29 protein-coding genes and 1 pseudogene are annotated in these 23,281 nt (G+C 59.3%); 29 read left to right on the plus strand and 1 reads right to left on the minus strand.

What is annotated here, in order from left to right; genetic code table 11:
* The first annotated feature begins 44 nt into the window (after positions 1 to 44).
* From V9L13_RS26585 to V9L13_RS26605, 5 genes are all read left to right on the plus strand, one after another.
* Positions 45 to 665, plus strand: a complete 621-nt coding sequence (locus tag V9L13_RS26585; RefSeq protein ID WP_064586208.1) for a hypothetical protein — start codon at positions 45 to 47, stop codon at positions 663 to 665.
* 9 nt (positions 666 to 674) lie between these two features.
* A complete protein-coding gene (locus V9L13_RS26590) occupies positions 675 to 932 on the plus strand; it encodes a tail fiber assembly protein (RefSeq protein WP_338800939.1) in 258 nt (85 codons plus the stop codon).
* 85 nt (positions 933 to 1,017) lie between these two features.
* The gene (locus V9L13_RS26595; protein WP_115988108.1) at positions 1,018 to 1,203 is read left to right on the plus strand and encodes a hypothetical protein; all 186 of its coding nucleotides are present in this window, start codon (positions 1,018 to 1,020) and stop codon (positions 1,201 to 1,203) included.
* 2 nt (positions 1,204 to 1,205) lie between these two features.
* Positions 1,206 to 2,372 (plus strand): tail protein, encoded by a 1,167-nt coding sequence (locus V9L13_RS26600; protein ID WP_047291938.1) that lies wholly within the window; start codon positions 1,206 to 1,208, stop codon positions 2,370 to 2,372.
* The gene (locus tag V9L13_RS26605) at positions 2,372 to 2,878 is read left to right on the plus strand and encodes a phage major tail tube protein (RefSeq protein ID WP_027611059.1); all 507 of its coding nucleotides are present in this window, start codon (positions 2,372 to 2,374) and stop codon (positions 2,876 to 2,878) included. Before V9L13_RS26600 ends, V9L13_RS26605 begins: the two co-directional genes overlap by 1 nt.
* 28 nt (positions 2,879 to 2,906) lie before the next feature.
* Here the strand turns inward: V9L13_RS26605 and V9L13_RS26610 are convergent.
* Positions 2,907 to 3,032 (minus strand): annotated as a pseudogene (locus V9L13_RS26610) (metal ABC transporter ATP-binding protein); the annotation flags it as partial.
* Between V9L13_RS26610 and V9L13_RS26615 the strand changes: the two are divergent.
* The 24 genes from V9L13_RS26615 (at position 3,031) to V9L13_RS26730 (ending at position 23,211) form a co-directional block, all read left to right on the plus strand.
* Positions 3,031 to 3,612 (plus strand): phage tail assembly protein, encoded by a 582-nt coding sequence (locus V9L13_RS26615; protein WP_003222206.1) that lies wholly within the window; start codon positions 3,031 to 3,033, stop codon positions 3,610 to 3,612. The pseudogene V9L13_RS26610 and the gene V9L13_RS26615 sit on opposite strands and share 2 nt — an antisense overlap.
* Positions 3,613 to 3,740: 128 nt before the next feature.
* Positions 3,741 to 5,990 (plus strand): phage tail tape measure protein, encoded by a 2,250-nt coding sequence (locus tag V9L13_RS26620; RefSeq protein WP_338800940.1) that lies wholly within the window; start codon positions 3,741 to 3,743, stop codon positions 5,988 to 5,990.
* A complete protein-coding gene (locus V9L13_RS26625) occupies positions 5,990 to 6,373 on the plus strand; it encodes a phage tail protein (protein ID WP_047601251.1) in 384 nt (127 codons plus the stop codon). Before V9L13_RS26620 ends, V9L13_RS26625 begins: the two co-directional genes overlap by 1 nt.
* Positions 6,366 to 6,578, plus strand: a complete 213-nt coding sequence (locus V9L13_RS26630; protein WP_201135671.1) for a tail protein X — start codon at positions 6,366 to 6,368, stop codon at positions 6,576 to 6,578. The genes V9L13_RS26625 and V9L13_RS26630 overlap by 8 nt, the downstream gene beginning before the upstream one ends.
* Positions 6,579 to 6,587: 9 nt before the next feature.
* Positions 6,588 to 7,616 carry a phage late control D family protein gene (locus V9L13_RS26635; protein WP_338800941.1) on the plus strand — a complete coding sequence of 343 codons (1,029 nt, stop codon included), beginning with the start codon at positions 6,588 to 6,590 and terminating at the stop codon, positions 7,614 to 7,616.
* Positions 7,617 to 7,789: 173 nt separating this feature from the next.
* On the plus strand, positions 7,790 to 8,374 hold the full coding sequence (locus V9L13_RS26640) for a hypothetical protein (RefSeq protein WP_338800942.1): 585 nt from the start codon (positions 7,790 to 7,792) through the stop codon (positions 8,372 to 8,374).
* Positions 8,371 to 8,550, plus strand: coding sequence for a DUF2635 domain-containing protein (locus tag V9L13_RS26645; RefSeq protein WP_103484531.1), 180 nt, complete (start codon positions 8,371 to 8,373; stop codon positions 8,548 to 8,550). Before V9L13_RS26640 ends, V9L13_RS26645 begins: the two co-directional genes overlap by 4 nt.
* Positions 8,550 to 10,046 (plus strand): phage tail sheath subtilisin-like domain-containing protein, encoded by a 1,497-nt coding sequence (locus V9L13_RS26650; protein ID WP_226500517.1) that lies wholly within the window; start codon positions 8,550 to 8,552, stop codon positions 10,044 to 10,046. Before V9L13_RS26645 ends, V9L13_RS26650 begins: the two co-directional genes overlap by 1 nt.
* Before the next feature lie 67 nt (positions 10,047 to 10,113).
* Entirely contained in the window at positions 10,114 to 10,461 is a 348-nt protein-coding gene (locus V9L13_RS26655; protein WP_007964335.1) for a phage tail tube protein, read from the plus strand.
* The gene (locus V9L13_RS26660) at positions 10,458 to 10,754 is read left to right on the plus strand and encodes a phage tail assembly protein (protein WP_003222226.1); all 297 of its coding nucleotides are present in this window, start codon (positions 10,458 to 10,460) and stop codon (positions 10,752 to 10,754) included. Before V9L13_RS26655 ends, V9L13_RS26660 begins: the two co-directional genes overlap by 4 nt.
* Before the next feature lie 130 nt (positions 10,755 to 10,884).
* A complete protein-coding gene (locus tag V9L13_RS26665; RefSeq protein WP_338800943.1) occupies positions 10,885 to 13,005 on the plus strand; it encodes a hypothetical protein in 2,121 nt (706 codons plus the stop codon).
* The gene (locus V9L13_RS26670; RefSeq protein WP_338800944.1) at positions 12,992 to 14,227 is read left to right on the plus strand and encodes a DNA circularization N-terminal domain-containing protein; all 1,236 of its coding nucleotides are present in this window, start codon (positions 12,992 to 12,994) and stop codon (positions 14,225 to 14,227) included. The genes V9L13_RS26665 and V9L13_RS26670 overlap by 14 nt, the downstream gene beginning before the upstream one ends.
* A 3-nt stretch (positions 14,228 to 14,230) precedes the next feature.
* Positions 14,231 to 15,274, plus strand: a complete 1,044-nt coding sequence (locus V9L13_RS26675; protein ID WP_003222231.1) for a phage baseplate assembly protein — start codon at positions 14,231 to 14,233, stop codon at positions 15,272 to 15,274.
* A 143-nt stretch (positions 15,275 to 15,417) separates the two neighbouring features.
* Positions 15,418 to 15,927, plus strand: a complete 510-nt coding sequence (locus V9L13_RS26680) for a phage baseplate assembly protein V (protein ID WP_338800945.1) — start codon at positions 15,418 to 15,420, stop codon at positions 15,925 to 15,927.
* Complete coding sequence (locus V9L13_RS26685; RefSeq protein ID WP_047601236.1) at positions 15,927 to 16,325, plus strand: phage GP46 family protein; 399 nt, start codon at positions 15,927 to 15,929, stop codon at positions 16,323 to 16,325. Before V9L13_RS26680 ends, V9L13_RS26685 begins: the two co-directional genes overlap by 1 nt.
* Positions 16,315 to 17,358 (plus strand): baseplate J/gp47 family protein, encoded by a 1,044-nt coding sequence (locus V9L13_RS26690; RefSeq protein ID WP_338800946.1) that lies wholly within the window; start codon positions 16,315 to 16,317, stop codon positions 17,356 to 17,358. The genes V9L13_RS26685 and V9L13_RS26690 overlap by 11 nt, the downstream gene beginning before the upstream one ends.
* A complete protein-coding gene (locus V9L13_RS26695; protein ID WP_123587013.1) occupies positions 17,346 to 17,945 on the plus strand; it encodes a putative phage tail protein in 600 nt (199 codons plus the stop codon). The genes V9L13_RS26690 and V9L13_RS26695 overlap by 13 nt, the downstream gene beginning before the upstream one ends.
* Before the next feature lie 11 nt (positions 17,946 to 17,956).
* Positions 17,957 to 19,510 carry a phage tail protein gene (locus V9L13_RS26700; protein WP_338800947.1) on the plus strand — a complete coding sequence of 518 codons (1,554 nt, stop codon included), beginning with the start codon at positions 17,957 to 17,959 and terminating at the stop codon, positions 19,508 to 19,510.
* 1 nt (position 19,511) lies between these two features.
* Complete coding sequence (locus V9L13_RS26705) at positions 19,512 to 19,979, plus strand: tail fiber assembly protein (protein ID WP_338800948.1); 468 nt, start codon at positions 19,512 to 19,514, stop codon at positions 19,977 to 19,979.
* A 150-nt stretch (positions 19,980 to 20,129) separates the two neighbouring features.
* The gene (locus tag V9L13_RS26710) at positions 20,130 to 21,017 is read left to right on the plus strand and encodes a phage tail protein (protein ID WP_338800949.1); all 888 of its coding nucleotides are present in this window, start codon (positions 20,130 to 20,132) and stop codon (positions 21,015 to 21,017) included.
* Positions 21,018 to 21,464 (plus strand): phage tail assembly chaperone, encoded by a 447-nt coding sequence (locus V9L13_RS26715; protein ID WP_338800950.1) that lies wholly within the window; start codon positions 21,018 to 21,020, stop codon positions 21,462 to 21,464.
* A 114-nt stretch (positions 21,465 to 21,578) separates the two neighbouring features.
* Positions 21,579 to 22,145, plus strand: a complete 567-nt coding sequence (locus V9L13_RS26720; protein WP_338800951.1) for a glycoside hydrolase family 19 protein — start codon at positions 21,579 to 21,581, stop codon at positions 22,143 to 22,145.
* Positions 22,124 to 22,642: a lysis system i-spanin subunit Rz gene (locus tag V9L13_RS26725; RefSeq protein ID WP_338800952.1), complete on the plus strand. Its 519-nt coding sequence runs from the start codon at positions 22,124 to 22,126 to the stop codon at positions 22,640 to 22,642. Before V9L13_RS26720 ends, V9L13_RS26725 begins: the two co-directional genes overlap by 22 nt.
* A gap of 68 nt (positions 22,643 to 22,710) precedes the next feature.
* Positions 22,711 to 23,211 (plus strand): CinA family protein, encoded by a 501-nt coding sequence (locus tag V9L13_RS26730; RefSeq protein ID WP_103484542.1) that lies wholly within the window; start codon positions 22,711 to 22,713, stop codon positions 23,209 to 23,211.
* Positions 23,212 to 23,281 lie beyond the last annotated feature (70 nt).

A 23,281-nucleotide genomic window follows, 5' to 3' on the forward strand; every position in this document is an offset into this window, starting at 1 on the left:
GATAATGGCTGTGTCGGCTTATTAATCAAACAGGAAACTTAAACGTGAGTCTAGAAACCACTGTTGCATCGTTGGTCACGGCTGCAAATAATTTGACCAATGTCGTGAACGGGAAAATTGGCAGCATTAATACCACCATGGCCACGGCGTTGAATCAGTTCAATGAATGGCGAAGTTTAAAAGATGTTGAAGGTGATCCAACGGCCCTGGGTACGATCCGTCGGAACATATTGCAAGGTTTTGTCACCGGCACGGGGGGCGTGCATGGGGTGGGTGCGCAGGGTGATTTTGTGTCGACAGATCTGGCGAGCAGTCTTAATGTCTACATGCACTTCAAAATCCCATTGAATATCAATGTCAACTCCGAAATGTTCTGGTTCAATATAAAAGGCTATAGTTACGGCACGGCAAAAATCATTGAGGAAACAATAGTTGGTTATTGCTACCAGCCTACCCGCACGCTTCAGAATGTTTCTACCTTTGGCAATATGACGCCTGCTGTTTATGTGGATGCAAATGGCAATATTGTTATGCGAGTGCTGATTCCAAATATTTATTTCACCACGGTTCGTATCGATACTATGCGTGTGGGTAATGGCCGTTTGTTCAACCTGGGCGACTTGAAAACGAAGTTGTCCTTGGCCGATACCGTTTTGTTCAATTAAGGAGAGAGCATGACTGAGCAATCAGAAAATATCATGGCCGATCTGCCTCTGGCAGTGCCCATGCTAGAGATCGAATGGGCTGCCATTCGCAGTCGTCGCGATCAGTTGCTGCGCGCCACTGACTTTACGCAATTGCCTGATTATCCGGCTACCGCCGAGCAACTGGCACAGCTCAAGGCTTACCGAAAGGCTCTTCGCGACATTCCTGAAACGGTGGAGCAACCAGCTGAACTGGTCTGGCCTGAGATGCCCTCTTTCATCAAGTAAACCCGATACCGCGAAAGCGGTTTTTTTTCGTCTGCACAAAGCCCCTGCATGGGCTTTTGCGTTTTGCGTCTGGAGAAGCTCGCAAATGTCTGTTCGCCAAACCTACACCGTGCTCGTCCCATTCCCCACCGGCGGTGGGCACTGGTCGAGCGTCGGTCAAGACCTTGATCTGCTCGACGTCGAGGCCAGTGCCCTGCACAGCGCCGGTCGACTGGAACTGAAAACACCCTCCACCCAGGCCAAAAAGGCCGCTGCCAAGAAGGCTGACTAACCATGGCTGAGGTTTTGAACTTCGAGCACAACGGCATTACCGTCAATGCCACTGAATCCCCCGAGGCCATGGGTGGCCTGGGTGACAACGTCATCGGTCTGGTCGGCACCGCGCCGAAAGCCGATCCGCTGATTCCGCGCAACGCACCGTTCCGCATCAACAGCTTCACCACCCACGCGCTGCTCGATCCGACCGGCGCTGAAGAGGGCACGCTGTACCACGCGGTTTACCAGATCCTCAAAGTGGTCAAGGTGCCGGTGTACGTGGTGATCGTCGAAGCGGGCGCGACTCCGGCCGACACCGTTAACGCAGTGATCGGCGGTGTTGATCCAACCACCGGCCGCAAGCTCGGTCTGGCGGCACTGGGCAGTGTCCCGGAAGACCTGACCATCATCGGCGCGCCGGGCTTCACCGGCACCAAAGCGGTAGCCAGCGAGTTCGCCTCGTTCGGCAAGCGCATCAAGGCCCGTGTGGTGCTGGATGGCAAGGATGCCTCGGTCGCTGATCAAGTGACTTACAGCCAGGAACTGGGTGGCGCCGACCTCGGTTTCGACCGTTGCCTGGTGGTGCACAACATGCCGGCGGTGTACTCGAAAGCGGCAAAGAAAAATGTGTTCCTCGCGCCGTCCAGTCTGGCGATTGCCGCACTGGCCAAGGTCAAGCAGTGGGAAAGCCCGGGCAACCAGGTGACCTACGCCGAAGACGTGTCCCGGGTCGTTGAATACAACATCCTCGACACCTCCACCGAAGGCGATCTGCTCAACCGCTACGGTGTCAGCTACTACGCCCGCACCGTGCTCGGCGGCTTCTCGCTGCTGGGTAACCGCTCGATCACCGGCAAGTTCATCAGCTACGTCGGCCTCGAAGATGCGATCAGCCGCAAGCTGGTCAAGGCCGGCCAGAAAGCCATGGCGAAGAACCTGACCAAGTCGTTCATGGATCAGGAGGTCAAGCGTATCAACGACTGGCTGCAAACCCTGGTCGCCGACGAAACCATTCCCGGCGGCAGCGTGTACCTGCACCCGGAACTCAACAGCGTCGAGAAATACAAGAACGGCACCTGGTACGTGGTCATCGACTACGGCCGCTACGCGCCGAACGAACACATGGTTTATCAACTCAACGCCCGCGATGAAATCATCGAGCAGTTCCTGGAGGACGTTCTCTAATGTTTACCAACCGCGTAAGACAGGCCATCGCGGCCACCCTGCAAGGCCTGCCGTTGTCGGCGACCGTGGAAGAGTTCACTCCGCCGAAGATTGAATTCGATGTAGAAGAGATGCGTGGCGGCCGCTTCATCGTCGAAGAAATGGCCAAGGGCGGTAAAGCGCTCAACGCCAAGCTGACCCTGCAAGGCATGGGCGCAGAAGTCATGCTCGCACTGGGCGTGAAGCTGGGCGACGACATCCTGCTGAACGTGCGTGAAGCCGGTCAGGATCAGGACGGCAACACCTGGTTCACCTACCACACCGTCGGCGGCAAGCTGAAATCCCTTGAAGAAACCGCAGTGAAAATGGGCGAGAAGCCCAAGACCAACCTGGAGCTGTCCTGCCGCACCTACAACCGCCTGGAAAACGGCGTGCCGGTGATCGACATCGACGTGCGCACCCAGAAATTCGTGCTCAACGGCGTCGACATCCTCGGTGATGCGCGTCGTGCGGTGCTGATGCCGTAACCCCCGGCTTACAGGCAATTACAAAACCCTGTGGGAGCGAGCTTGCTCGCGAAAGCGGTCTGTTGTTCAACATTGATGTTGACTGACCCGACGCCTTCGCGAGCAAGCTCGCTCCCACAGTGGATCTAAACGAATCACCAAGGAATTCATACATGTCGTGGATGCCACCCAAGCATGACCTGCTGTCGCCGATCAGCGGTGACGACGGCGCGCAGATCGAACAGATCCAGCTCAAGCCACTGTTCTACGCCGCACAGAAAGAAGCGCTGGAACGCGCCGGCGATGATGAAGACGATCAGTTCTTCGAACTGGCGCTGCTCGCCACCGGCCTGTCGGTCAAGGAACTCGATCAGCTGAAACGCCCGGACTACGTGAGCATCGCCCAGTACGTGCACGAGATGTCGACCCGTCCGACGGCGTACTTTCTGGAGCAGGTCGAGGACGCGGAAAAGTCCGACGATCCTGACGAAGTGCAACTGCTGCAACCGCTCGCCGTGACCGGTCGCACCGTGACCTCGCTGTCGCTGGAAATGCCGGCACTGCGCGCCACCAAAGTGATGAAGAAACTGAAAACGGCCAAGGAACGCGCCGAGTTCATCACTGCCCATTGCACCGGTCTGATGATCCCCGATCTGGCCCAGCTAACCGTCCCTGACTGGACGCAATTGCAGGTGCGCATCGACGATTTTTTAAACCAGCCGGCGGCCTACTTTCGGAACGCGACATCGAAGTAATCCTCGATATCGTCCCGCTCATTTACCCGGTAAGTGAGGCGGAGATTCTGGAATGGGACGCCGAAAAGGCGTTGCGCCGCTACGACATAGCGATCACTCGCCTTGGCGTGAAACAGGAGTAGAGCGGCATGGCAGATGATAACTATGCGTTGACCTTCGCTGAGATCAATCAAGAGACCAGGGAATTGAGCACGGCCAGCAAGACAGCCGCCTTAATGGTCCCGACGATGTCTGCAGCAGCACCTGCGTCGAACCTTGACGGTGGGATCGCCGGGCTAAGCCTGGCGCTGGCCGATGCCACCAGCGAATTGCGAAATCTGACCGCCGAGCAGGTTCAGCTCAGGGATGTGTTGGGGTCGATACACGCTGTGCTGATTTCACAGCGCTCGCTGCAACAGTCTCTCAATGACCGGCCAGCACAAGCGGGCAGCGCGGCCGTGGGAGCTGAGTCGAAACCGTCAGGCGTCAATGGCGCAACGCAACCTTTCAAATACCTGCAGCCAGCGATCAACCTTGATAGCGCGATGGCGCCACTGGGACGGGTTGCAGGCGTTGAGGGCGATCAACGCGATGCGTTGCGGGTGTCGTTGGAGAAAATGGCCGCCGAGCGCAAAGTGGCAGCCGGCGGTACCACGGTGCTGGATCTGGCAGGCGTGATGTATGCCGGTGTCAAGGGTGGGGTTGGTAGCGATCAGAAGACTGAAGCCGCCCGGCAAAAAGACCTCAGTGATTTCACTCGAGACACTGGCATCACGGCCACAGCCTTTGAAATGAAGGCGCCGGATGTTGCGGATCTGCTGATCGGCTGGCGCACCTCAATGGGGCTCGACCGAGCAAAGACCCTCGACCTCGCCGATGCCACCAGCGTGCTGGGAAGCCGATTGAGTGCCACGGTGGCTGACATTGGTTCGATCCTCAGCAACTACGGCGCTTCAGCAAAAGGTGCCGGGCTGAGTCCCGAACAGACTGCGGCTTTTGCTGCGGCAATGCTCAATGTCAACGTCAACAGGGCTGACGCCGGGGTGGCACTGGAGAGGATCACCACGACGCTGGCGTTGGGCGATAACGCATCAGTTAGTCAGAAAGCGGTGATCGCTCAACTCGACCTCGATCCAAAGTCCCTCGCTGCGCAAATGCAAGGGGACGCCCCCGGCGCGATTCTCAAGGTGCTTGAGGCGCTGAAGACAAAATCCCCCGAGCAGCAAGCCAGCGTTGCGATGGCGCTTTTTTCGATCGACCAGCCGGTTGTGAAAATGCTCGAGCGCAGCGCTGATGTGCGAGGTGCATTTGATCTCGTCAAAGATAAACAGCAGTACGCATCTTCGGCGCGAGGCGAGGAGGGTGGGGCAGTCAATCAGGCTGCGCGGGCGCTGTCGGATACGTCGCAAACGGGCTGGAACATTTTCACCGCTCAGAAAGATCGTCTCTTTAGCTCCGCTGGCGCTGCTGTGCTGGCTGATTTTGACAGGCTCACCGGGGTGATGGCTTGGGCGACTGATGGCTTGAGCAGCATGGCTGAAGAATCACCGGAGCTCGCGCGTACGTTGATTTTGAGTATTGCCGGTATTAAGGGCGTGCAGGTCGCTGGGTCGATGCTGGCCAAGGGCATTAGAGGAACGACAACCACTATCGACAACCTCAAGTTCGTCGGCACAACTGCCATATCCTGGGGTTCCGCAGCGCTTAACGGTGCGAAGGCTTGGGGGGGCGTTGCGCTGAACAATGCCAAGACTTGGGGTTCCGCTGGGCTTAACAATGCCAAGACTCTGGGATCCGTTGCGCTTGACCGAGCTAAATACCTGACATCCGGTCCAGGCCGAAGTCTGGTCAGCCAAGGTGCCCGTATCGGTCGTGTAGCTGGCCCTCTGAGTATGCCGTTGATGATGCTCGACTCAGGTATGGACGTGGTCAACGGCTTGCTCGATGCCGATGGCAAACAAACAGCTAGAGGAGCGGGCGGCCTGGTGGGTGGGGTTGCTGGAAATTATCTGGGGGCGCGCGTTGGTGCCTTCCTGGGGGCTTTCGCCGGTCCTGCCGGGGCACTTGTCGGTGGAGGGGTTGGCGGAGCAGCTGGCACCTACTATGGCAATCAGTGGGGAAGCGCATTGGGTGAAAAACTCGCGACGCCTGCACCGAACCAACTCGCCCCGCCGGCAGAGGTTGCCAAAGAACTGCCGACCGCGCAGACGCAAAACCAGCAAGTCACCTTCTCCCCACTGATCCAGGTCACCTGCCCGGCGCCAGATACTGCCGAGCAGATTCGTACGATCATCGGCCAACAACTGAGCGGGCAATTCCACGGCCAGTTCCTGCCGCTGTTGACCAACAATCCGCTCGCCACCCGCCGTGACGCAGCCCTGACCGATGGAGTCGACTGATGAAACAACAAATGGCTCTAGGCAGTTTCATCTTCGGCCTGTCGCGCAACTTCGCTTACAGCACGCTGGCGCGAAAGTCCGACGGTGGCTGGAGCGACATCCAGATCCTGACCAGCAAACCCAAGTCCAGTCAGACCGGGCAGAAAGCGGAATCGCTGACCATTAGCGGTACCTCGATGTATGCCGTGGCTATGGATCGACTCGATGAATTACGCGCACTTCAGGCACAGCGTGTGCCGCTGCCGTTGATTGACGGTATCGGGCGCAACTGGGGCCTGTGGCGGATCAACAGCATTGACGAGAACCAAAGCGAGGTCATCGATGACGGCACCGCGATGGTGATCAAGTGGGTGGTCGGATTGACGGAGTTCAACAATGCGTAAGGTCCGAAGCATGGCCGGTGATTCGGTGAATCTGCTGCTCTACCGCGAAACCGGGCGCAGTGATGACGCCGCCGAAGAAGCTCTGTGGAAACTCAACCCGACCCTGGCCGAACACGGCCCGATCCTGCCCGCGGGCGTTTGGGTCACGTTGCCGGAACTCGATTCGAAACCGGCCACGATCAAACCGCTCACGGCCTGGGATTAAGGAGGTTGCATGACACTGGGTTTTACGCCGGTCGTTAAGATTTACGGCGCAAACGCGGATCTGCTAAATCAGCGCCTGATCAGTTGGGAGCACATCGACGCTGCCGGTTTCGAGTCCGATCAATTGACCTTGACGATTGATCTTGAAGGCCTCGAAGGGCTGCCGAATCTGGGTGGAAAAATCGGCCTTGAGGTCGGTTATCTGGAGTCGGGAATGGTCGACAAGGGCCAGTTCAAAGTGACGCGCCTGACGCCGACGCTGTTTCCGTTTCGCCTGACGCTGGTGGCCACGGCGGCGCCGTTCAGCAAGGATGATGAGACGGGCTTCAAGCAACGCCGCACGGCCAGTCATGGCCCGACAACACTGGGTTCGCTGTTTCGCGAACTGGTGTCGAGCCATGGCTTTTCACCGCGCGTCGCGCCCGAGGTGGCGATGATCAGGATCGAGCACGTCGACCAGTCCAACGAAACCGATATGAGCTTTCTGACGCGCCTGGCGAAAAAGTACAACGCGGTGACCAAACCCTACAACGACGTGTACGTGCTGGCCCGTCCCGGCCAGACCAAATCGTTGTCGGGCCAGGTGTTGGCGGACGTGACATTGTCGGTGACCAGCAACAACCGTCCCGGCGATCACGCGTTCGTCAGCGCCACGCTGGAGGAGTCTGCCCGCGAGCAGACCAAGGGCTGCAAGACCTGTTTCTGGGATGGCGCCGCAGGTGTGTTGCGCTGGGTTGAAACAGGAATCGCGCCGTTCAAGACCCTCCGCCAGAAGCAACCCACTGAAGCCGATGCAATCGCCGTCGGCGAGGGCGAAGTGCGCAAGATGCTCCGCCAGAAGTACAAGGTGAAAATCACTTGTCCCGGCAATCCACTGCTGGCGGCCGAAGGTCTGGTGCTGCTCGATGAGACCTGGCCGGACTTCATGCGCGGTCGCTGGTCGATCGAAAAAGTCACCGCCAGCGGCAATCGCGAGAACAGCTATCGCTGCGTGATCGATGCCGCGTGCCTTGATCCCAAGGCGGACGCCAAAGACTGATTCCCCGCTTTGTCACTGCGATGAAGATCCCTGTGGGAGCGGGCTTGCCCGCGAAGAGGCCAGCCCATTCAAAAGAGATGCCGGTTGATCCACCGCCATCGCTGGCAAGCCAGCTCCCACAGGTTTTGCAGTGTTCTGCAGACCGCTTTTCATTCAACTCTGGAACATCCCCCATGAAGATCACCCCGATCCTCACGCAACTGCGTGGGCAATGCCCTGGGCTTGCCAATCACATTGCGGTGGGTGTCGATCTGGCCTTGCTGCAAGGCAACGCCGATCTGCCGACACCCTCGGCCCACGTGCTGCCCCTGGCGGATCTCGCCAGCACCAGCACCGCGCAAAACCTCACCGCCCAACCGATCCGCGACCGCTTCGAAATCGTCCTCGCGCTTGATGCAACGGACGCCACAAAAGCGCTGGATCTGTTGCACGACCTGCGCGCCGAACTGTGGCGTGCGCTGGTGGGGTTCAAACCGGGCAATGACTACAGCGCCATCGTCTATGACGGCGGCGAGATGGTCTCGATCAACAGCAGCCGGGCCTTCTATCGGCTGCGCTTTTTTGCCGAGTTCCAGCTCGGCCGCAATCTGCCCAGTCAGCCTGCGGAGAGTTGGCACGAACGTGAACTGGACGGTTTGTCGTCCTTTACCGGGGCCACCGTGCGGGTCGATGCGATCGACCCGGCCGACCCCAACCTGAAACACCCCGGCCCTGACGGGCGCGTGGAACTGACTTTCTCTGGAGACGTAACCCCATGAGCAATCGCATCACCGTACTGCCGGCCGCTGGCCGTGCCGTGCCTGACCCGGAAGCGGGCGATCTGCTGCCCCTCGAAGGCCGTGAAGTGCTGGACAGCGCCTGGTGGCGCCGACGTCTGGCCGACGGCGATATCACAATCAAAACCGTAAAAGTCAAAGCACAGGGAGCCAAATAATGGCGATCGGATTCAGCAACATCCCCGCGGACATTCGTGTACCGCTGTTCTATGCCGAAATGGACAACTCGGCCGCCAATAGCGCGAGCTCGACCCTGCGTCGTCTGATCGTCGCTCAGGTCAACGACAACATTGCCCCGAGCGAAGTCGGCAAACTGGTGCTGGTCTCCAGCGTTGCGCTGGCGAAAAGCATCGGTGGTCAGGGCTCGATGCTCGCCTCGATGTACGAGACCTTCCGCAAGGCCGACCCGATCGGCGAGATCTGGTGCCTGCCGCTGCACAACGCTGAAGGCGCGATCGCCAAAGGCGTGCTGACCCTGACCGGCACCGCGACTCAGGCTGGCGTACTCAACCTGTACGTCGCTGGTGTGCGTGTGCAGGCCACCGTGGTCAACGGTGCCACCGCTGCTCAGGCAGCCACCGCACTGGCACAGAAAATCAACGCCACGGCCGATCTGCCGGTCAGCGCTGCCGCTGCCGAAGGTGTAGTGACCCTGAGCGCCAAGTGGACGGGCGACAGCGGTAACGACATCAGCCTGCAGTTCAATCGCCTGGGCAAGAGCAATGGCGAAGAAACCCCGGCCGGCCTGACCACCGCGATCACCGCCATGACCGGTGGTGCCGGTGTGCCTGACCAGGTCGCAGCCGTGGCTGCACTGGGCGACGAGCCGTTCGAGTTCATCGCACTGCCGTGGTCGGATCTGTCGACCCTCAACACCTGGCAAGCGGTGATGGATGACAGCACCGGTCGCTGGTCGTGGGCCAAGCAACTGTTCGGTCACGTCTACAGTGCCAAGCGTGGCACCGTTGGCACTCTGGTCGCCGCAGGCCAGGGCCGCAACGACCAGCACATGACCATTCAGGCGCTGGAGCCGGGCGTACCGCAACCGTTCTGGGTACAAGCTGCCGCACTGGCTGCGCGCACCGCGGTGTTCATCTCCGCCGATGCCAGCCGTCCGACGCAAAGCGGCAGCCTGCCGGGCGTTGATCCGGCGCCGGCCAGCGAACGTTTCACCCTGACCGAGCGTCAGTCGCTGCTCAATTACGGCATCGCCACCGCGTACTACGAAGGCGGTTACGTGCGCATCCAGCGTTCGATCACCACCTACCAGAAGAACGCTTACGGTCAGGCCGACAACTCCTACCTGGACAGCGAAACCATGCACCAGTCGGCGTTCATCGTGCGTCGTCTGCAAAGCGTGATCACCAGCAAATACGGGCGTCACAAACTGGCCTCCGATGGCACCCGTTTCGGCGCCGGTCAGCCGATCGTGACGCCAGCGACCATTCGCGGCGAGCTGATCGCGCAGTACGCCAAGCTGGAACTGGAAGGCCACGTGGAGAACGCCGAGCTGTTCGCCGAGCACCTGATCGTCGAGCGCGACGTGCAGGACCCGAGCCGCGTGAACGTGCTGTTCCCGCCGGATTACATCAACGGTCTGCGCGTGTTCGCACTGCTCAACCAATTCCGTCTGCAATACGACGACGCGGCCTGATCGCCGCGTTTGGCCGTAAGCATTCAGCCCACCTCGGTGGGCTTTTTTATTTGAAGGGAGTAACACCATGGGTCAAGTGATTGCAGGCACCTGCTACGTCAAAGTCGACGGTGCACAACTGACTATCAATGGCGGCTGCGAAGCCCCGCTGATGGCTGTCAAACGCGAAACCGTCGTACCGGGTTTCTACAAGGAAACCGACGTCGCGCCGTCGTTCAAAGTGACCGCGCTGCACACCGCCGACTTTCCGCTGAAGAAGCTGATCGAAGGCACCGACATCACCGTCACCTGCGAATTCAGCAACGGCAAAGTCTACGTGCTGGCCGGTGCCTATCTGGTCGAAGAGCCGGTTTCCAAGGGCGATGACGCCACCATCGAACTGAAATTCGAAGGCATCAAGGGGACCTGGCAATGAGCGGCGCCGTGAAGCTTCAGGTTGCGATCGAAGCTCACGGCGAGCCCCTGACCGAACTCGTCCTGCGCCGTCCGACGGTGCAGGAAGTGCGAGCGATCAAGGCGCTGCCGTACAAGATCGACAAGAGCGAAGAAGTCAGCCTCGACATGGACGTGGCGGCCAAATACATCGCCGTGTGCGCCGGCATCCCGCCGTCGTCGGTCAACCAGCTCGATCTGGCTGACCTCAACGCGCTGAGCTGGGCCGTTGCGAGTTTTTTCATGAGTGCGGCGTCGGAGCCATCACCGACCTGATCGCAGTCGCCTATGACCTGGCCTGGTTCTGGAAGGTTGACCCCGAACAGATGATGGCCAGGCCACTGGATGTGCTCCGCGAATCGCTGGAGCACGCGCAACGGATCAATGCGATGCAGCAGGTACAGTGATGGCGAATACAAATTTGAGCCTGATCCCGCAGAACTTTCCCGTCACGGTCAACATGCTCGTGGTGCTCAAGGGCGCCGAGAAAATGGAGACCGAGATGAAGGGGCTGCGCGGCAAGGTCGCAGCATTCAAGAAAAGCATGGAAGACAGCGGCCTTGAGCCGCTGGACGTGGCCGGTTTCATTGCCGAAGGTGGTTTGCTCAAGCCGTTTCAGGACGGCATCAAAAAAGCCATCGAAGCGCAGGATGCGCTGGCGAAGAAAGCCAGGGCACTCAAGGGTCTTAAAGTGCCGAAGGTGGTCCAGGGGGAAACCTCGGCCAACCTGGAGAAATTCAACAAGGCGCTGAATAACATCTCGCTGAAAATCGGTCAGGCGTTGTTGCCGGCGGTTAACGGCATCGTCACAGCGCTGACACCGGTGATGACTTCGATTGGCCAGTTTGTCGCCAACAATCCGTATCTGGTCGAAGGGCTGGCGGCCGCAGCCGTGGCGTTTACGGTGGTCACGGTTGGGGCGATGGGGCTGGTCGCGGTGCTGGGGATTCTGACCTCACCCATCGGGCTGATTGCGGCGGCTATCGCGGCAGCGGTGGCCATCATCGTGATTGGCGCACGGTTGATTACCAATAACTGGGCGTCGATTTCCGGATTCTTCGGCGGGATGTGGGACTACGTTTCGACGAAATTCAAGGCTGGAGTTGCGGCGACCACGCAGGCAATCGAATCGATGGGCGCATCGATCAGCAAAACGTGGGGAGATATCAGCGCGGAATTTTTTGCCGGCGTCGACAGCGTCGTCAATATTTACAAGGGCTTGGTATCGAAAGCGCAGGCAGGCACTGACAAGCTCGCGGCGGCTTTCGACTTCTCGCCGCGTGAGCTGTGGAACAAGGCGTTGGCGAAAGCCAGCAGCGTTGTCAGTGATTTCTTCGCCAGCACGATGGCGGATGCACAAGCAGGGATCGACAAGCTCAGGGCGAAGTTCGATTTCTCACCGCGTGAGGTGTGGAACAAGGCATTGGCAAAGGCCAGCGGTGTCGTTAGTGATTTCTTCGCCAGCACCATGGCGGATGCGCAAGCAGGGATCGACAAGCTCAGTGCGAAGTTCGATTTCTCACCGCGTGAGGTGTGGAACAAGGCACTGGCGAAAGCCAGCAGTGTTGTGAGTGAATTCTTCGCCAGCACCATGGAGGATGCGCAAGCGGGTATCGACAGGCTCAGGGCGAAATTCGATTTCTCGCCGAGTGAAGTGATGAGCAAGGCTTTTGCTACCGCGAGCAATGTCGTCAGTGATTTCTTCGCTGGCGCACAGGCCAAAGCTGCTGCCGGTGTGGACGCGCTCAAGGCGCAGTTCAGCTGGTCGCCAGTGCAGACGATTACTGGAGCCTGGGGTTCGCTGAACAATGTGTTCGGCAATCTTGTCGGCGGTGTTGCCGATAACGCCGCGGCGCAGTGGGAACAGGTCAAATCGATCTTCATACAATCGCCGGTGGCGCTGATTGAATCGGCATGGCAACCCTTGGCGCCGGTTTTTTCCGCGCTGTGGGACGTACTCAGGGCTGGAGCCCAGCCGTTGAAAGACGAATTTCAAAACCTGTTTGGCAGCGCGCCTGTGGAAGCGGTCATGGCGAAGTGGAATGGCGTGAGCGCGTACTTCTCCGGTCTGTGGGCGTCGTTGACCACGGATGCGCAGGTGGTGAAGAGCGTCTTTGGCGATCTGTTCAGCCAGTCGCCGCTGGAGTCGATCCAGCAGAAATGGCAGCCAGTGCTGACCTGGTTCGGTGAGATGTGGAGCAAGTTGCAAGGCATCTTCGGGCAGGTCAAAGAACTGCTCGGTGGCAATTTCACCGCTATCTTCGCAACTCTCACCGGTACCAGCATGGCGGCACCTGCCGGCGGCGCCGCACTGAACAGCACGTTGCCGCAATCCTCCAGTGCACTGATCCAGCAAAGCGCCGCCAATAACCGTACGCAACTCGAAGGCGGCCTGACCGTGCGCTTCGAAAATGCGCCGGCCGGGCTGCGCACCGATCAACCGCAAACCAATCAACCGGGCCTGGCGCTGTCTTCGCGCATCGGCTATCGCTCGCTGTCGGCAGGAGGTTCCAATGAACTGGCGTGACCGTTTGTTGCCGGCATCGTTTCGCGGTGTCGGGTTCTGGATCGATCAGGCGAAAACCCCGGTCGGTCGCAAAGGTCAGTTGCACGAGTATCCGCAACGCGACCTGCCGTATTTCGAGGATCTGGGCCAGCAGGCCAAGACCCACGACATCACGGCGTTCATCATCGGTGCCGATTGCCTGGAGCAGCGCGACAAGCTGCTGAAGGCCTTGGAGGCGGGCAGTGGTGAACTGGTGCATCCGTGGCTGGGACGCCTGCAAGTCAAGGTTGGCGAATGCGACATGACCCACACCCGCCAGGACGGCGGATTGGTGACGTTCAGCCTGAAGTTCTATCCCGATCGGCCGCTGCCGTTTCCGACTGCCACGGTCAGTACGCAAAAAGTCCTGTTGGCCAAGGCCGACACGCTGCTGGGTTCTGCGGTGGCGCGCTTCGAGCAGGCGATGACGTTGATCAAGGCTGCGCGGATCGGCATCGCCAATCTGCGCAACAGCCTGACCGGCGTCTATGAGGTGATCAAAGAGCAGCTCAAGCCGCTGATCGAGCAGTACAAGCAAATCACTGAACTGGTCAAAGCCGTGAAGGAATTGCCCAAGGAAGTGGCGGCGGAGTTCAAGGGCTTGCTCGGCGATATCAAGGAGCTGAAGGCGTTCGCGAAGGAGGGCTACCGTGGCGTGATTGCCGACGTGTCCCAACAACTCGAAGCCATCCGCAAGTTGGATGCGCCGAAGATCACCACCGGCAAGGACACCAACGCGGCGGCGCAAGCCATGGCTGATCTGGTGCAGGACACCATGCTGGTGAAAGTGGCGCAGTGGGTCGCGTCGATGCCGGTGGCGACTCCGACGGTGAAGCTGTCATCGACACCTTCGGTGGCGCATCAGGCGGATCAACCGGTGACCCGTCAGGAAGTGCCGGTGACCGACGAAATGAAAGCGCTGCAGAAGGCGGTCGGGGTGGCAATTGACCCGATGCTGGATAAGGCCGATCCCAAACATCACCAGGCAATCAACGATGTGAAGGAAGCGCTGATGGCGCATCTCAAGGCCGTGGCGTCATCCGGTGTGCGACAGATCACCAAATCGTTCCAGGAAAGCCTGCCGGCGCTGGTGGTGGCCTACAAGCAATTTGCCGATGCCACACGCGTGACTCAAGTGACGCAGAGCAACGCGATGAAACATCCGGGCTTTTCACCCAACGACGTGAAAGTGTCCAGGGAGTGAGCCATGAGCGAGATGGATAACCATGTCACGCTGACCGTTAACAACATGGAATACGGCGGCTGGAAAAGCGTGGAAATCACCGCTGATCTGGAGCGCCAGTTCCGCACCTTCAAACTCGACATCACTTGGCAGTGGCCGGGGCAGACGGTAGATCAACGGATCAAACCGGGTGACCCTTGCGAAGTGAAAATCGGCCAGGATCTGGTGCTCACCGGCTACGTGTTCAAGGCCCCGATCAGTTACGACGGACGCCAGATCAGCTTGAGTATCGAGGGCAGTTCCAAGACTCAGGATCTGGTCGATTGCGCAGCCACCAACCGGCCGAATCAATGGCAGGAGCAACCGCTGCTGAGCATCGTCCAGGCTCTGGCGGCGGAGTACTCGCTGTACGTGGTCAACGAAATTCCCGAGACCGCGCGGCTCGCCAAACACACCATCGTGCCGGGCGAAACAGTGTTCCAGTCGATCGACCGATTGCTCTCGCTGTTTCGGGTGTTCTCCACCGATGACGAGCAGGGCCGGCTGGTTCTGGCCAAGCCCGGTAGTGGTGGTCGGGCCAGCGACGCGCTGGAGTTGGGCAAGAACATTCTGTCGGCGAACGCGCCGATGGATCAGAGCCAGGTGTTTTCTGAATACCGGGTGATCGGTCAGCAGAAAGGCTCGGACAAGAAGAGCGGGGCGGCCGTCAGCGAGGTTCAATCCAGCGCGGCTGATCTGAGCTTCAAGCGCCGCCGCACCACGATCATCAACGAGGGCACCGCACTGACGTTCGAGTTGGCCCAGCAACGCGCACAATGGGAAAGCGCCACCCGCATGGGCCGGGCCCAGACCACGACCTATCAGGTACAGGGCTGGCGCCAGACCAATGGCGACCTGTGGCGCCACAACACGCTGGTCAAGGTCACGGATCCGGTGCTCGGTTTCGACGGCGACATGTTGATTTCCAAAGTCACCTATTCACTGTCGGCGCAGGGCTCGGTGACCACGCTGCAAGTGGCGCCGCCGCATACCTTCGATCCTGATCCCACGCCTCCGAAAAAAACCTGAGCCTGACACCGAACCCCTGTGGGAGCGGGCTTGCTCGCGAAAGCGTCAGCAGCTCCAACATCCCATTGACTGACCCACCGCTTTCGCGAGCAAGCCCGCTCCCACCTGTTGTCCGTGTCGGGTCTGCTCCCTAAGGACAATTCATGAGCCTACTGACACGCCTGCTGGCGCGCGGCACTGTCGTGCTCGCCAACTCGGCATCCAAGCTGCAATCGCTGCAAATGCGCCTCACCGCCGGCGAAGTGAACGACGACATGGAGCACTTCGAACCCTACGGTTTCACCAGCAACCCGCTGGCCGGCGCCGAAGGCATCGTCACTTTTCTGGGCGGTGACCGTTCCCACGCTATCGCCCTGGTGGTCGCCGACCGTCGCTATCGCCTGCAGGCGCTGGCCTCGGGCGAAGTCGCGATCTACACCGACGAGGGCGACAAAATTCACTTCAAGCGCGGGCGGATCATCGACATCGAAACCGCCACGTTGAACATCCGCGCCAGCAGCGCGGTGAACTTCGACACGCCAGTAATCAACCAGACCGGCAAGATCGTCTCCACCGGCGATCAGCTCGCCGGCGGCATCAGCCAGATCAAACACGTGCACGTCGGCGTGCAGGCCGGCAGCGGCCAGACCGGTGCGCCGGCAGGAGGCAAATGATGTTTATCAGCCAGAACCTCCACGCCGCATTGACCCGCGCCGTGCTCATCAGCCTGTTCACCTGGCGCCGCGCCGCCGATGACGACGCCCTCGACGACGAAGAGCGCTTCGGCTGGTGGGGCGACAGTTTTCCCACTGTCGCCGACGACCGCATCGGTTCGCGGCTGTGGCTGTTGCGTCGGGTCAAGCTGACCCGACAGACCCAGATGGACGCCGAGTTCTATGCCCGCGAAGCCCTGCAATGGCTGATCGATGACGGCCACTGCAGCGCCATCGACATCATCAGCGAACGCCTCGACGCCCAGCGCCTGAACCTGCGCACGGTTCTGACCCTGGCCGATGGCGAACGTCTGGACATCAACCCCGATAACAGTTGGCAGGTGATCTATGCCGTTTGAAACCCCTTCGCTGCCGGTGCTGATCAAGCGCACCCAAAGCGACCTGGCCGGCGATTCGCTGCGCCAGTCCGATGCGCAAGTGCTGGCCCGCACCTTGGGTGGCGCGGCTTATGGTCTGTACGGTTATCTCGACTGGATTGCCGAGCAGATCCTGCCGGACAAGGCCGACGAGTCGACCCTGGAGCGCATCGCCGCACTGCGCCTGAACCAGCCACGCAAACCTGCACAAGTGGCGACCGGCAGCGTCAGCTTCACCGCGACCGCAGGCGCTGTGCTCGACGTCGATACGCTGCTGCAAGCGAGCGATGGTCGTACCTATAAAGTCACCGCTTCACGCAACACCACCAATGGCAGCAACAGCACTACCATCGCCGCGCTCGACGCCGGCAGCCTGGGCAATGCCGACGCCGGCCTGGCACTGACCCCGGTGCAACCGATCGCCGGCGTGGTCGGCAACAGCTTCGTGGTGCTCGCACCCGGCCTCAGCGGCGGCGTGGCGCGAGAAAGCCTGGAGTCGCTGCGCTCGCGGGTGATCCGTTCTTATCGCGTAATCCCCCATGGCGGTGCGGCCAGCGACTACGAAACCTGGGCGCTGGAAGTGCCGGGTGTGACACGCGCCTGGTGTCGTGGCGGGGATGGTGGTTTGGGCATTGTCAGCCTGTTCATCATGCGCGATGACGATCCCCATCCGATTCCCGGGGATGAACAACTGGCCGAAGTTCAGGCCTATATCGATCCGTTGCGTCCGGTAACTGCCGAGTTGCACGTGCTGGCACCGGAGCAAGTCTCCGTCACCTACAAAATGCGCTTGAACCCGGATACCAGCGCCGTGCGCGCGGCTGTGGAAGCGCAGCTACGCGACTTGCACAACCGGGAAGCCGGTCTGGGCGAGAGCTTGCTGCAAAGTCACATCCGCGAAGCAATCAGCAGTGCCACCGGCGAATACGACCACCAACTGTTTGCTCCCGTCGGCAACGTCATGCCAACCGCCAACCAATTGTTGACCTTCGGGGGCTGCGTATGGGAGGCATAAGAACTCCGGCGCAATATCAGGCCCAGTTGCGCAACTTAATGCCGAGTGGTCCGGCCTGGGATCCAGAGCGAGTACCAGAACTGGATGCAGTGCTTGAGGGCATTTCTCAGGAGCTGTCACGCCTGGACGCCCGCGCCGTTGACCTGCAGAACGAAATGGATCCGGCCGGAGTCAGCGAGCTGGTACCGGACTGGGAGCGGGTCATGAATTTGCCTGACCCCTGCCTGGGACAGAAACCTTTGTTTGACGATCGTCGTCTGGCCGTGCGCCGACGATTGCTCGCAGTCGGCAGCCAGACCATTGGCTACTTCGTTGAAATTGCCCGAAGTCAAGGCTACCCCAACGCCAGTGTTACTGAGTTGAGGGCTCCGCGAATGGGGCGCTCACGTTTTGGTATCGGGCACTTTGGCAGTTGGCAGGCGCAGTTCATGTGGACCCTCAATACCGGCGGACGGCAATTCATCGGCCGCCGTTTTGGCGCCAGTTACTGGGGCGAGCGCTTTGGCGTGAACCCGGGAAGCGCCCTGGAATGCCTTATCCACCGAAGTGCACCTGCGCATACCCACGTGCACATCAACTATGAATAGAGGTTAGAAGTATGGATTACCCAAGAAACACCCCCGGTGTCGGGCTGGTGAATGGACAGTTTGTGGACGAAAACCCGGTGGCGGGAACACCGGGGTCGTTGATCCCGGCGACCTGGGGCAATGCCGTTACGCAAGAGATCCTGAACGTGATCAAAGCGGCGGGGATGGTGCCACAGGAAGATGTTTCAACGCAGTTGCTGGAGGCCATCCAGAGTTTTGCTGCGCATGATTTCAAAAACTCGGTGCGGGTCGCGACAACGGGAGCTATTGCCCTCAGCGGCTTGCAAAACATCGACGGAGTACAACTTGCCGTAGCCGATCGAGTGCTGGTCAAGGATCAGCCCAATGCGTCGCAAAACGGTGTTTACGTGGTGGCTGTCGGCTCATGGTCGCGTGCAGTGGATGCGGCGCAAGACTATCAAGTGACCAGCAGTTTTATCATTGCGACCGATGACGGCGTAGTGAACAAGTCCCGTCTTTGGCAACTGACTACACCGGGTCCAATCAAGGTCGGAACCACGGCGCTGACGTTTGAATTACTGGCGGGTTACACCGGGGTTGCTTCCGGCGAATACCGCAAGGTCACGGTCAATGCACGCGGGCAGGTAACTGCCGGTTCTAATCCGACCACGCTTGATGGATACGGAATTGCGGATGCTTATACCAAAGTGGCTGCCAATAGTGCCTTTGTAAAACAAGGCACTGGTGCCGGGCAACTTGGCAACTCGGTCTCCATTGGCTGGGATGGCAAGAACATCCTGATCCAGGTAGATGCCACGAGTTTTGGCAACCTGTGGTGTTCGGCCAACTTTGATCCAGGCACCAAGGCCAACGTGTCGGACGTTTACAGCAAGGGGGCAACAAATGCCTTGCTGGACGCCAAGATCGGTTCGGATGCGTGTTCGGTGGCCGGTTTTGCAGGTGGTAGCTCCGCTTCGCCGTATATGCGAAACAAAAACAACAACGAAGTTGTGATGCTCGCGAAAACCGCCTCGACACTGGCTGGCTATGGCATCACGGATGGCATGACCCGTGCCGAGATCACCGGACAAGTCAATGCTCGAGTTTTGAGTGATGGCATTACTTGGGCAGGGTTTGCCAGTAACGACCCGAATCAGCCCTATATGCGGCGGACTTCCGATAACGGTGTTTATCTGCTGCAACCTCGTCTGGGGTTTACGCCGGTTCGCCAAGGCGGCGGAAACTTCCAGTCGACCAATACGGTAATGATTGGCTGGGCGGCTGATGGTACTTCTCTGCGCGCACAGGTCGATGCTACCGATCTGGGTAGCATCTGGACCGATGGCATCGGTAATCCCAAAGCGGTTGCCGCGCAATCGACCGCAGAGGCCGGGGTGGTCGGCTCTTATGCCTTGCTGGTCGTTGGCGGTGGTGGCGCTACAGGCACGGGGGGGCTCGCTGCCGGTGTCAATTGCCGGTTCACGGCCACCGACGGCACTGCCTGGGGCGGAGCACCTGCCGGCACTTGGCGAATTATGGGCGCTATCCGAAACGCGGACGGTGCCAGTCCGGACTCCACCACTCTATGCCTGAGAGTTTATTGAAATGATGACAATTCTGAGTGCACGTCAGCCTTGCTGGAACGACGTGGAACATACCTCGCTAAACCTGTTAGTTACCTTCGAAGAGACCAGGGACTCATTGGGTGAAGTGCCATTTACGGCTTCCCCGAAAGATCCTGAAACTCACGGTCGAGAGTTGTTTGAACGAGCGATTACGCTGGAATACGGCGACATCGCCGAACCTGATCAAGAGTCACTGAAAAATGCAGTACGAATGAAATCCTCCGGACTTTCAGCATTGGCCTCGTCGATGATCACGAAGTTGCAGGGTGACGTGAACACGCTTCAGGATTCGGTGGCACTGGGCATGGCAACGGACGCAGAAGTCACGCAATTGCCAACGACTCAGGCACAACTGGATCTTTGGAGAAAGTACCGGGTACTGCTTTCCAGGGTCGAAACTCAGCCCACTTTCCCTCGTGCGATCGATTGGCCACCGCAGCCTGATTGAATGCTTTTGTGCAGGAGCCGAGTGCGTCAGGTCTGGAAACTGTATGCAAGTCGCCAATGAAATTTGCTTATTACAAAGGCGTTCAAGGGACAGGACAGGACAGGCTGTGCGCGCGACTCGGCGTCGACTGAGTAATAGCCGGAGACAAAAATGGATTATCCAAAGAGTGTGCCCAATATCGGACTGGTCAACGGCAGGTTCGTGGATGAAAACCCTACAAGCGGAGCGCCGGGTTCGTTGATTCCCGCCGTGTGGGGCAATGGAGTAACGCAGGAGATTTTGAGTGTCGTGCAGGCAGCGGGTATTACGCCGGATGAGGCGGCTAATGATCAACTGCTCGGCGCACTTCGCAGTCCAGCGCTTTTTTTGACCGCCCCCCAGTTTGATAAAGGTCGGTCAGTGGCCACTGCTGAGTTTGTTCAACGGGCATTGGGCAGTTACGCAAGTGCACGTGGAATATCCACCGCAACGCAACTGTCGGTCGCTGATATCGGTTGCACGATCGGAATGGGAGGAACAATTGCCTATACCGTTACCTTACCTGACGCAGCCTCAGTACCCGATGGCGCGACGATTGGCCTGCACTGTCGCAACAGTGCCCCGGTCACCGTTGCCAGCAAAGCCGGAGCACAGATCAGTCCACAAGGCTCCTATTTGACTTCGATTGTGATGAACAGCGGAGAAAGTGCCAACTTTGTCAAAGAGAGCGGCATCTGGACGGTTTATGGAACGGCAAGCCTGAAATATGCCGCGCTGTTCTCCGGGCTTGTGAGTAACCCTGGGTATCAGAAACACGCCAGTGGGAATATCGATCAGTGGGGCTCGGGAGTATCGAATGCTGACGGTAATGTGTATGTGACATTTCCGATCCCGTTTCCGCGAGGCTACTTCTCAGTTGTGGCAACCCATTCGGGGGGCGACGCGGCGATGGTCGCAGTGACCGCGTTCAGCCAGCAGGGCTGCACGCTGAAAATCCGTAATTCTGCCGGTCAAGTGAGTGTGGGTTGGTCCGTGAGCTATTTTGCAAAGGGTTATTAAATGAACACTTTCAATGTTTTGTTCAGCGCCAGCACGTGCAGCGCATATGTGCCGGGTATCAACTCGTCGGACATCCCTGACGACGTTATTGAAATTCCTCAGGGCTATTGGATTTCCCTGCTGCAGCAACTGGCAGTCACTCCAAAAATGATTGGTGTGCGTGCCGACAATGGTTTTCCGATTCTGGTTGACCCGCCGCCGCCCTCGTCGGATGAAGCCGCTGCAGCCGAGCGCTCTTGGCGCACGGCACAATTGGTCGCCTCTGACTGGTTGGTGGCGCGCGACCGGGATGAACTTGAAGATGGCGACGGCACCACGTTGACCACCGAGCAGTACGCTCAATTGCAGGCTTATCGTCGTGCACTGCGAGACTGGCCGCAACGATCTTTCTTTCCGTTCAGCGAGCACCGACCGGTGGCTCCGGGTTGGTTGGCTGCTGCAGGATGAAACAGTAGCAACTGATTAAAGGCACTATTGCCTGAAAACTCCGGAAAAAAATGGCTGGCAAGCATTCGCTCTTATCCATGATTCAATCGGAGCATCCAGGGAGGATTACGCATCATGCAAATAACAGAAGACAACCTTAAAACCATCATGCCCAACGCCCGCTCCCAAGCGGGCGTTTTTGTTTCTGCACTTAATAACGCAATGACTCGGCGCCATATCGACTCGCCAAAACGCATGGCCGCGTTCCTGGCGCAAGTCGGTCATGAGTCGGGGCAGTTGCAGTACGTGCGCGAACTGGGCAACAACCAGTATCTGAGCAAATACGACACCGGCACGCTGGCGTTACGTCTGGGCAACACGCCGGAGGCCGACGGCGACGGACAGAAGTACCGTGGTCGCGGGCTGATCCAGATCACCGGGCGTAACAACTATCGTGAGTGCAGTCTCGGCCTGTTCGGCGATGAGCGTCTGCTGTCTCTGCCGGAATTGCTGGAGCAACCGCAATGGGCGGCCGAATCCGCAGCATGGTTCTGGGAACAGAACGGCTTGAACGATCTGGCCGACCGCGATCAGTTCAACAGCATCACCCGCCGAATCAACGGCGGGTTGAACGGTTTGCAGGATCGCCTCGATATCTGGGCGCGGGCGAGGGCGGTGCTATGTCCATCTCCTGGCGCCTGATCGGCGTTTTGTTGCTGGCTGCGTCGGCCGCCGCGCTGGCCTGGCAGTTTCAGGACTGGCGCTACGGACGACAACTGGCCGAGCAGGCGCGGCTGCACGCCGACACCCTCAATCAACTGACTTCGGCCGCCGCCACCGCACAGCAGGCCGAGCAGGACAAGCGTCTGGCGCTGGAGCAACGGCTCGCAGCCAGTGAACAAACCCACTATCGAGCCATGAGCGATGCCCAACGTGATCAGGATCGCCTGCGCGATCGTCTTGCCACTGCTGATCTGCGCCTGTCAGTCCTCATCGACGCCGGCGATGCTGCCCCAGGCTGCGGGGTGCCAGCCGCCACCGGCCCCGGCGGCGTGGATCATGCAGCCGTACGCGCCCGACTTGACCCGCCGCATGCTCAACGAATTATCGCCATCACCGACACCGGTGACCGCGGACTGATTGCTCTGCAAGCCTGTCAGGCCTATGTCAGAGCGCTGGCGCCTGAACATTTTGAATGAGTCTGTGTATTGAAAGCGCAACCGGGTCGTGTACGGTGGTAGTCATTCCACCCGATCCGGAGCGCACCGTGAAAGAGATCACTCAACTGGCTGCCGAGCTTGGCCGACGTTTGCAGTTGCTCAACGCCCACGTCACCACGGCCGAATCGTGTACCGGTGGCGGGATTGCTGAAGCGATCACGCGGATTCCCGGCAGCTCGGCATGGTTCGAGGCCGGTTATGTGACGTACTCCAACCGGCAGAAAACCCGACAACTGAATGTGCCTGCGGAATTGTTCGACACCGTGGGGGCAGTCAGTCGCGAGGTGGTCGAATCGATGGTGCGTGGCGCGCAGAAGCACAGCCTGGCGCGGTTTGCGGTGGCGGTCAGCGGCGTGGCCGGGCCCGACGGCGGCACACCGAACAAACCGGTGGGCACGGTGTGGCTGGCCTGGGGCGTGGGCGATGCGGTTTCCAGCGAGGTTCAGCACTTCTCGGGCAACCGCGACGAGGTGCGCCGACAAACGGTGAAGGCCGCGCTAGAGGGGCTGCTGCGACTAGCGGCACGAGAAATCGAAAATCAGGGGTAGGCGATCCGCGAACGCTGTGGAATAATACTGGCTACTTATACAGGTGTTGGCCGTCAGGCCTTATTGATTA

Source organism: Pseudomonas sp. RSB 5.4 (genome assembly GCF_037126175.1).
GTDB classification, from domain to species: domain Bacteria; phylum Pseudomonadota; class Gammaproteobacteria; order Pseudomonadales; family Pseudomonadaceae; genus Aquipseudomonas; species Aquipseudomonas fluorescens_H.

Excerpts from the sequence above, each read along its gene's own strand:
- V9L13_RS26710 (WP_338800949.1), top strand. The coding sequence starts at position 20,130 with ATGGATTATCCAAAGAGTGTGCCCAATATCGGACTGGTCAACGGCAGG.
- V9L13_RS26620 (WP_338800940.1), top strand. The coding sequence starts at position 3,741 with ATGGCAGATGATAACTATGCGTTGACCTTCGCTGAGATCAATCAAGAG.
- V9L13_RS26700 (WP_338800947.1), top strand. The coding sequence starts at position 17,957 with ATGGATTACCCAAGAAACACCCCCGGTGTCGGGCTGGTGAATGGACAG.
- V9L13_RS26590 (WP_338800939.1), top strand. The coding sequence starts at position 675 with ATGACTGAGCAATCAGAAAATATCATGGCCGATCTGCCTCTGGCAGTG.
- V9L13_RS26650 (WP_226500517.1), top strand. The coding sequence starts at position 8,550 with ATGGCGATCGGATTCAGCAACATCCCCGCGGACATTCGTGTACCGCTG.
- V9L13_RS26640 (WP_338800942.1), top strand. The coding sequence starts at position 7,790 with ATGAAGATCACCCCGATCCTCACGCAACTGCGTGGGCAATGCCCTGGG.
- V9L13_RS26660 (WP_003222226.1), top strand. The coding sequence starts at position 10,458 with ATGAGCGGCGCCGTGAAGCTTCAGGTTGCGATCGAAGCTCACGGCGAG.
- V9L13_RS26690 (WP_338800946.1), top strand. The coding sequence starts at position 16,315 with ATGCCGTTTGAAACCCCTTCGCTGCCGGTGCTGATCAAGCGCACCCAA.
- V9L13_RS26665 (WP_338800943.1), top strand. The coding sequence starts at position 10,885 with ATGGCGAATACAAATTTGAGCCTGATCCCGCAGAACTTTCCCGTCACG.
- V9L13_RS26630 (WP_201135671.1), top strand. The coding sequence starts at position 6,366 with ATGCGTAAGGTCCGAAGCATGGCCGGTGATTCGGTGAATCTGCTGCTC.
- V9L13_RS26625 (WP_047601251.1), top strand. The coding sequence starts at position 5,990 with ATGAAACAACAAATGGCTCTAGGCAGTTTCATCTTCGGCCTGTCGCGC.
- V9L13_RS26720 (WP_338800951.1), top strand. The coding sequence starts at position 21,579 with ATGCAAATAACAGAAGACAACCTTAAAACCATCATGCCCAACGCCCGC.
- V9L13_RS26705 (WP_338800948.1), top strand. The coding sequence starts at position 19,512 with ATGATGACAATTCTGAGTGCACGTCAGCCTTGCTGGAACGACGTGGAA.
- V9L13_RS26675 (WP_003222231.1), top strand. The coding sequence starts at position 14,231 with ATGAGCGAGATGGATAACCATGTCACGCTGACCGTTAACAACATGGAA.
- V9L13_RS26680 (WP_338800945.1), top strand. The coding sequence starts at position 15,418 with ATGAGCCTACTGACACGCCTGCTGGCGCGCGGCACTGTCGTGCTCGCC.
- V9L13_RS26635 (WP_338800941.1), top strand. The coding sequence starts at position 6,588 with ATGACACTGGGTTTTACGCCGGTCGTTAAGATTTACGGCGCAAACGCG.
- V9L13_RS26595 (WP_115988108.1), top strand. The coding sequence starts at position 1,018 with ATGTCTGTTCGCCAAACCTACACCGTGCTCGTCCCATTCCCCACCGGC.
- V9L13_RS26605 (WP_027611059.1), top strand. The coding sequence starts at position 2,372 with ATGTTTACCAACCGCGTAAGACAGGCCATCGCGGCCACCCTGCAAGGC.
- V9L13_RS26725 (WP_338800952.1), top strand. The coding sequence starts at position 22,124 with ATGTCCATCTCCTGGCGCCTGATCGGCGTTTTGTTGCTGGCTGCGTCG.
- V9L13_RS26670 (WP_338800944.1), top strand. The coding sequence starts at position 12,992 with ATGAACTGGCGTGACCGTTTGTTGCCGGCATCGTTTCGCGGTGTCGGG.
- V9L13_RS26685 (WP_047601236.1), top strand. The coding sequence starts at position 15,927 with ATGTTTATCAGCCAGAACCTCCACGCCGCATTGACCCGCGCCGTGCTC.
- V9L13_RS26715 (WP_338800950.1), top strand. The coding sequence starts at position 21,018 with ATGAACACTTTCAATGTTTTGTTCAGCGCCAGCACGTGCAGCGCATAT.
- V9L13_RS26655 (WP_007964335.1), top strand. The coding sequence starts at position 10,114 with ATGGGTCAAGTGATTGCAGGCACCTGCTACGTCAAAGTCGACGGTGCA.
- V9L13_RS26695 (WP_123587013.1), top strand. The coding sequence starts at position 17,346 with ATGGGAGGCATAAGAACTCCGGCGCAATATCAGGCCCAGTTGCGCAAC.
- V9L13_RS26600 (WP_047291938.1), top strand. The coding sequence starts at position 1,206 with ATGGCTGAGGTTTTGAACTTCGAGCACAACGGCATTACCGTCAATGCC.
- V9L13_RS26615 (WP_003222206.1), top strand. The coding sequence starts at position 3,031 with ATGTCGTGGATGCCACCCAAGCATGACCTGCTGTCGCCGATCAGCGGT.
- V9L13_RS26645 (WP_103484531.1), top strand. The coding sequence starts at position 8,371 with ATGAGCAATCGCATCACCGTACTGCCGGCCGCTGGCCGTGCCGTGCCT.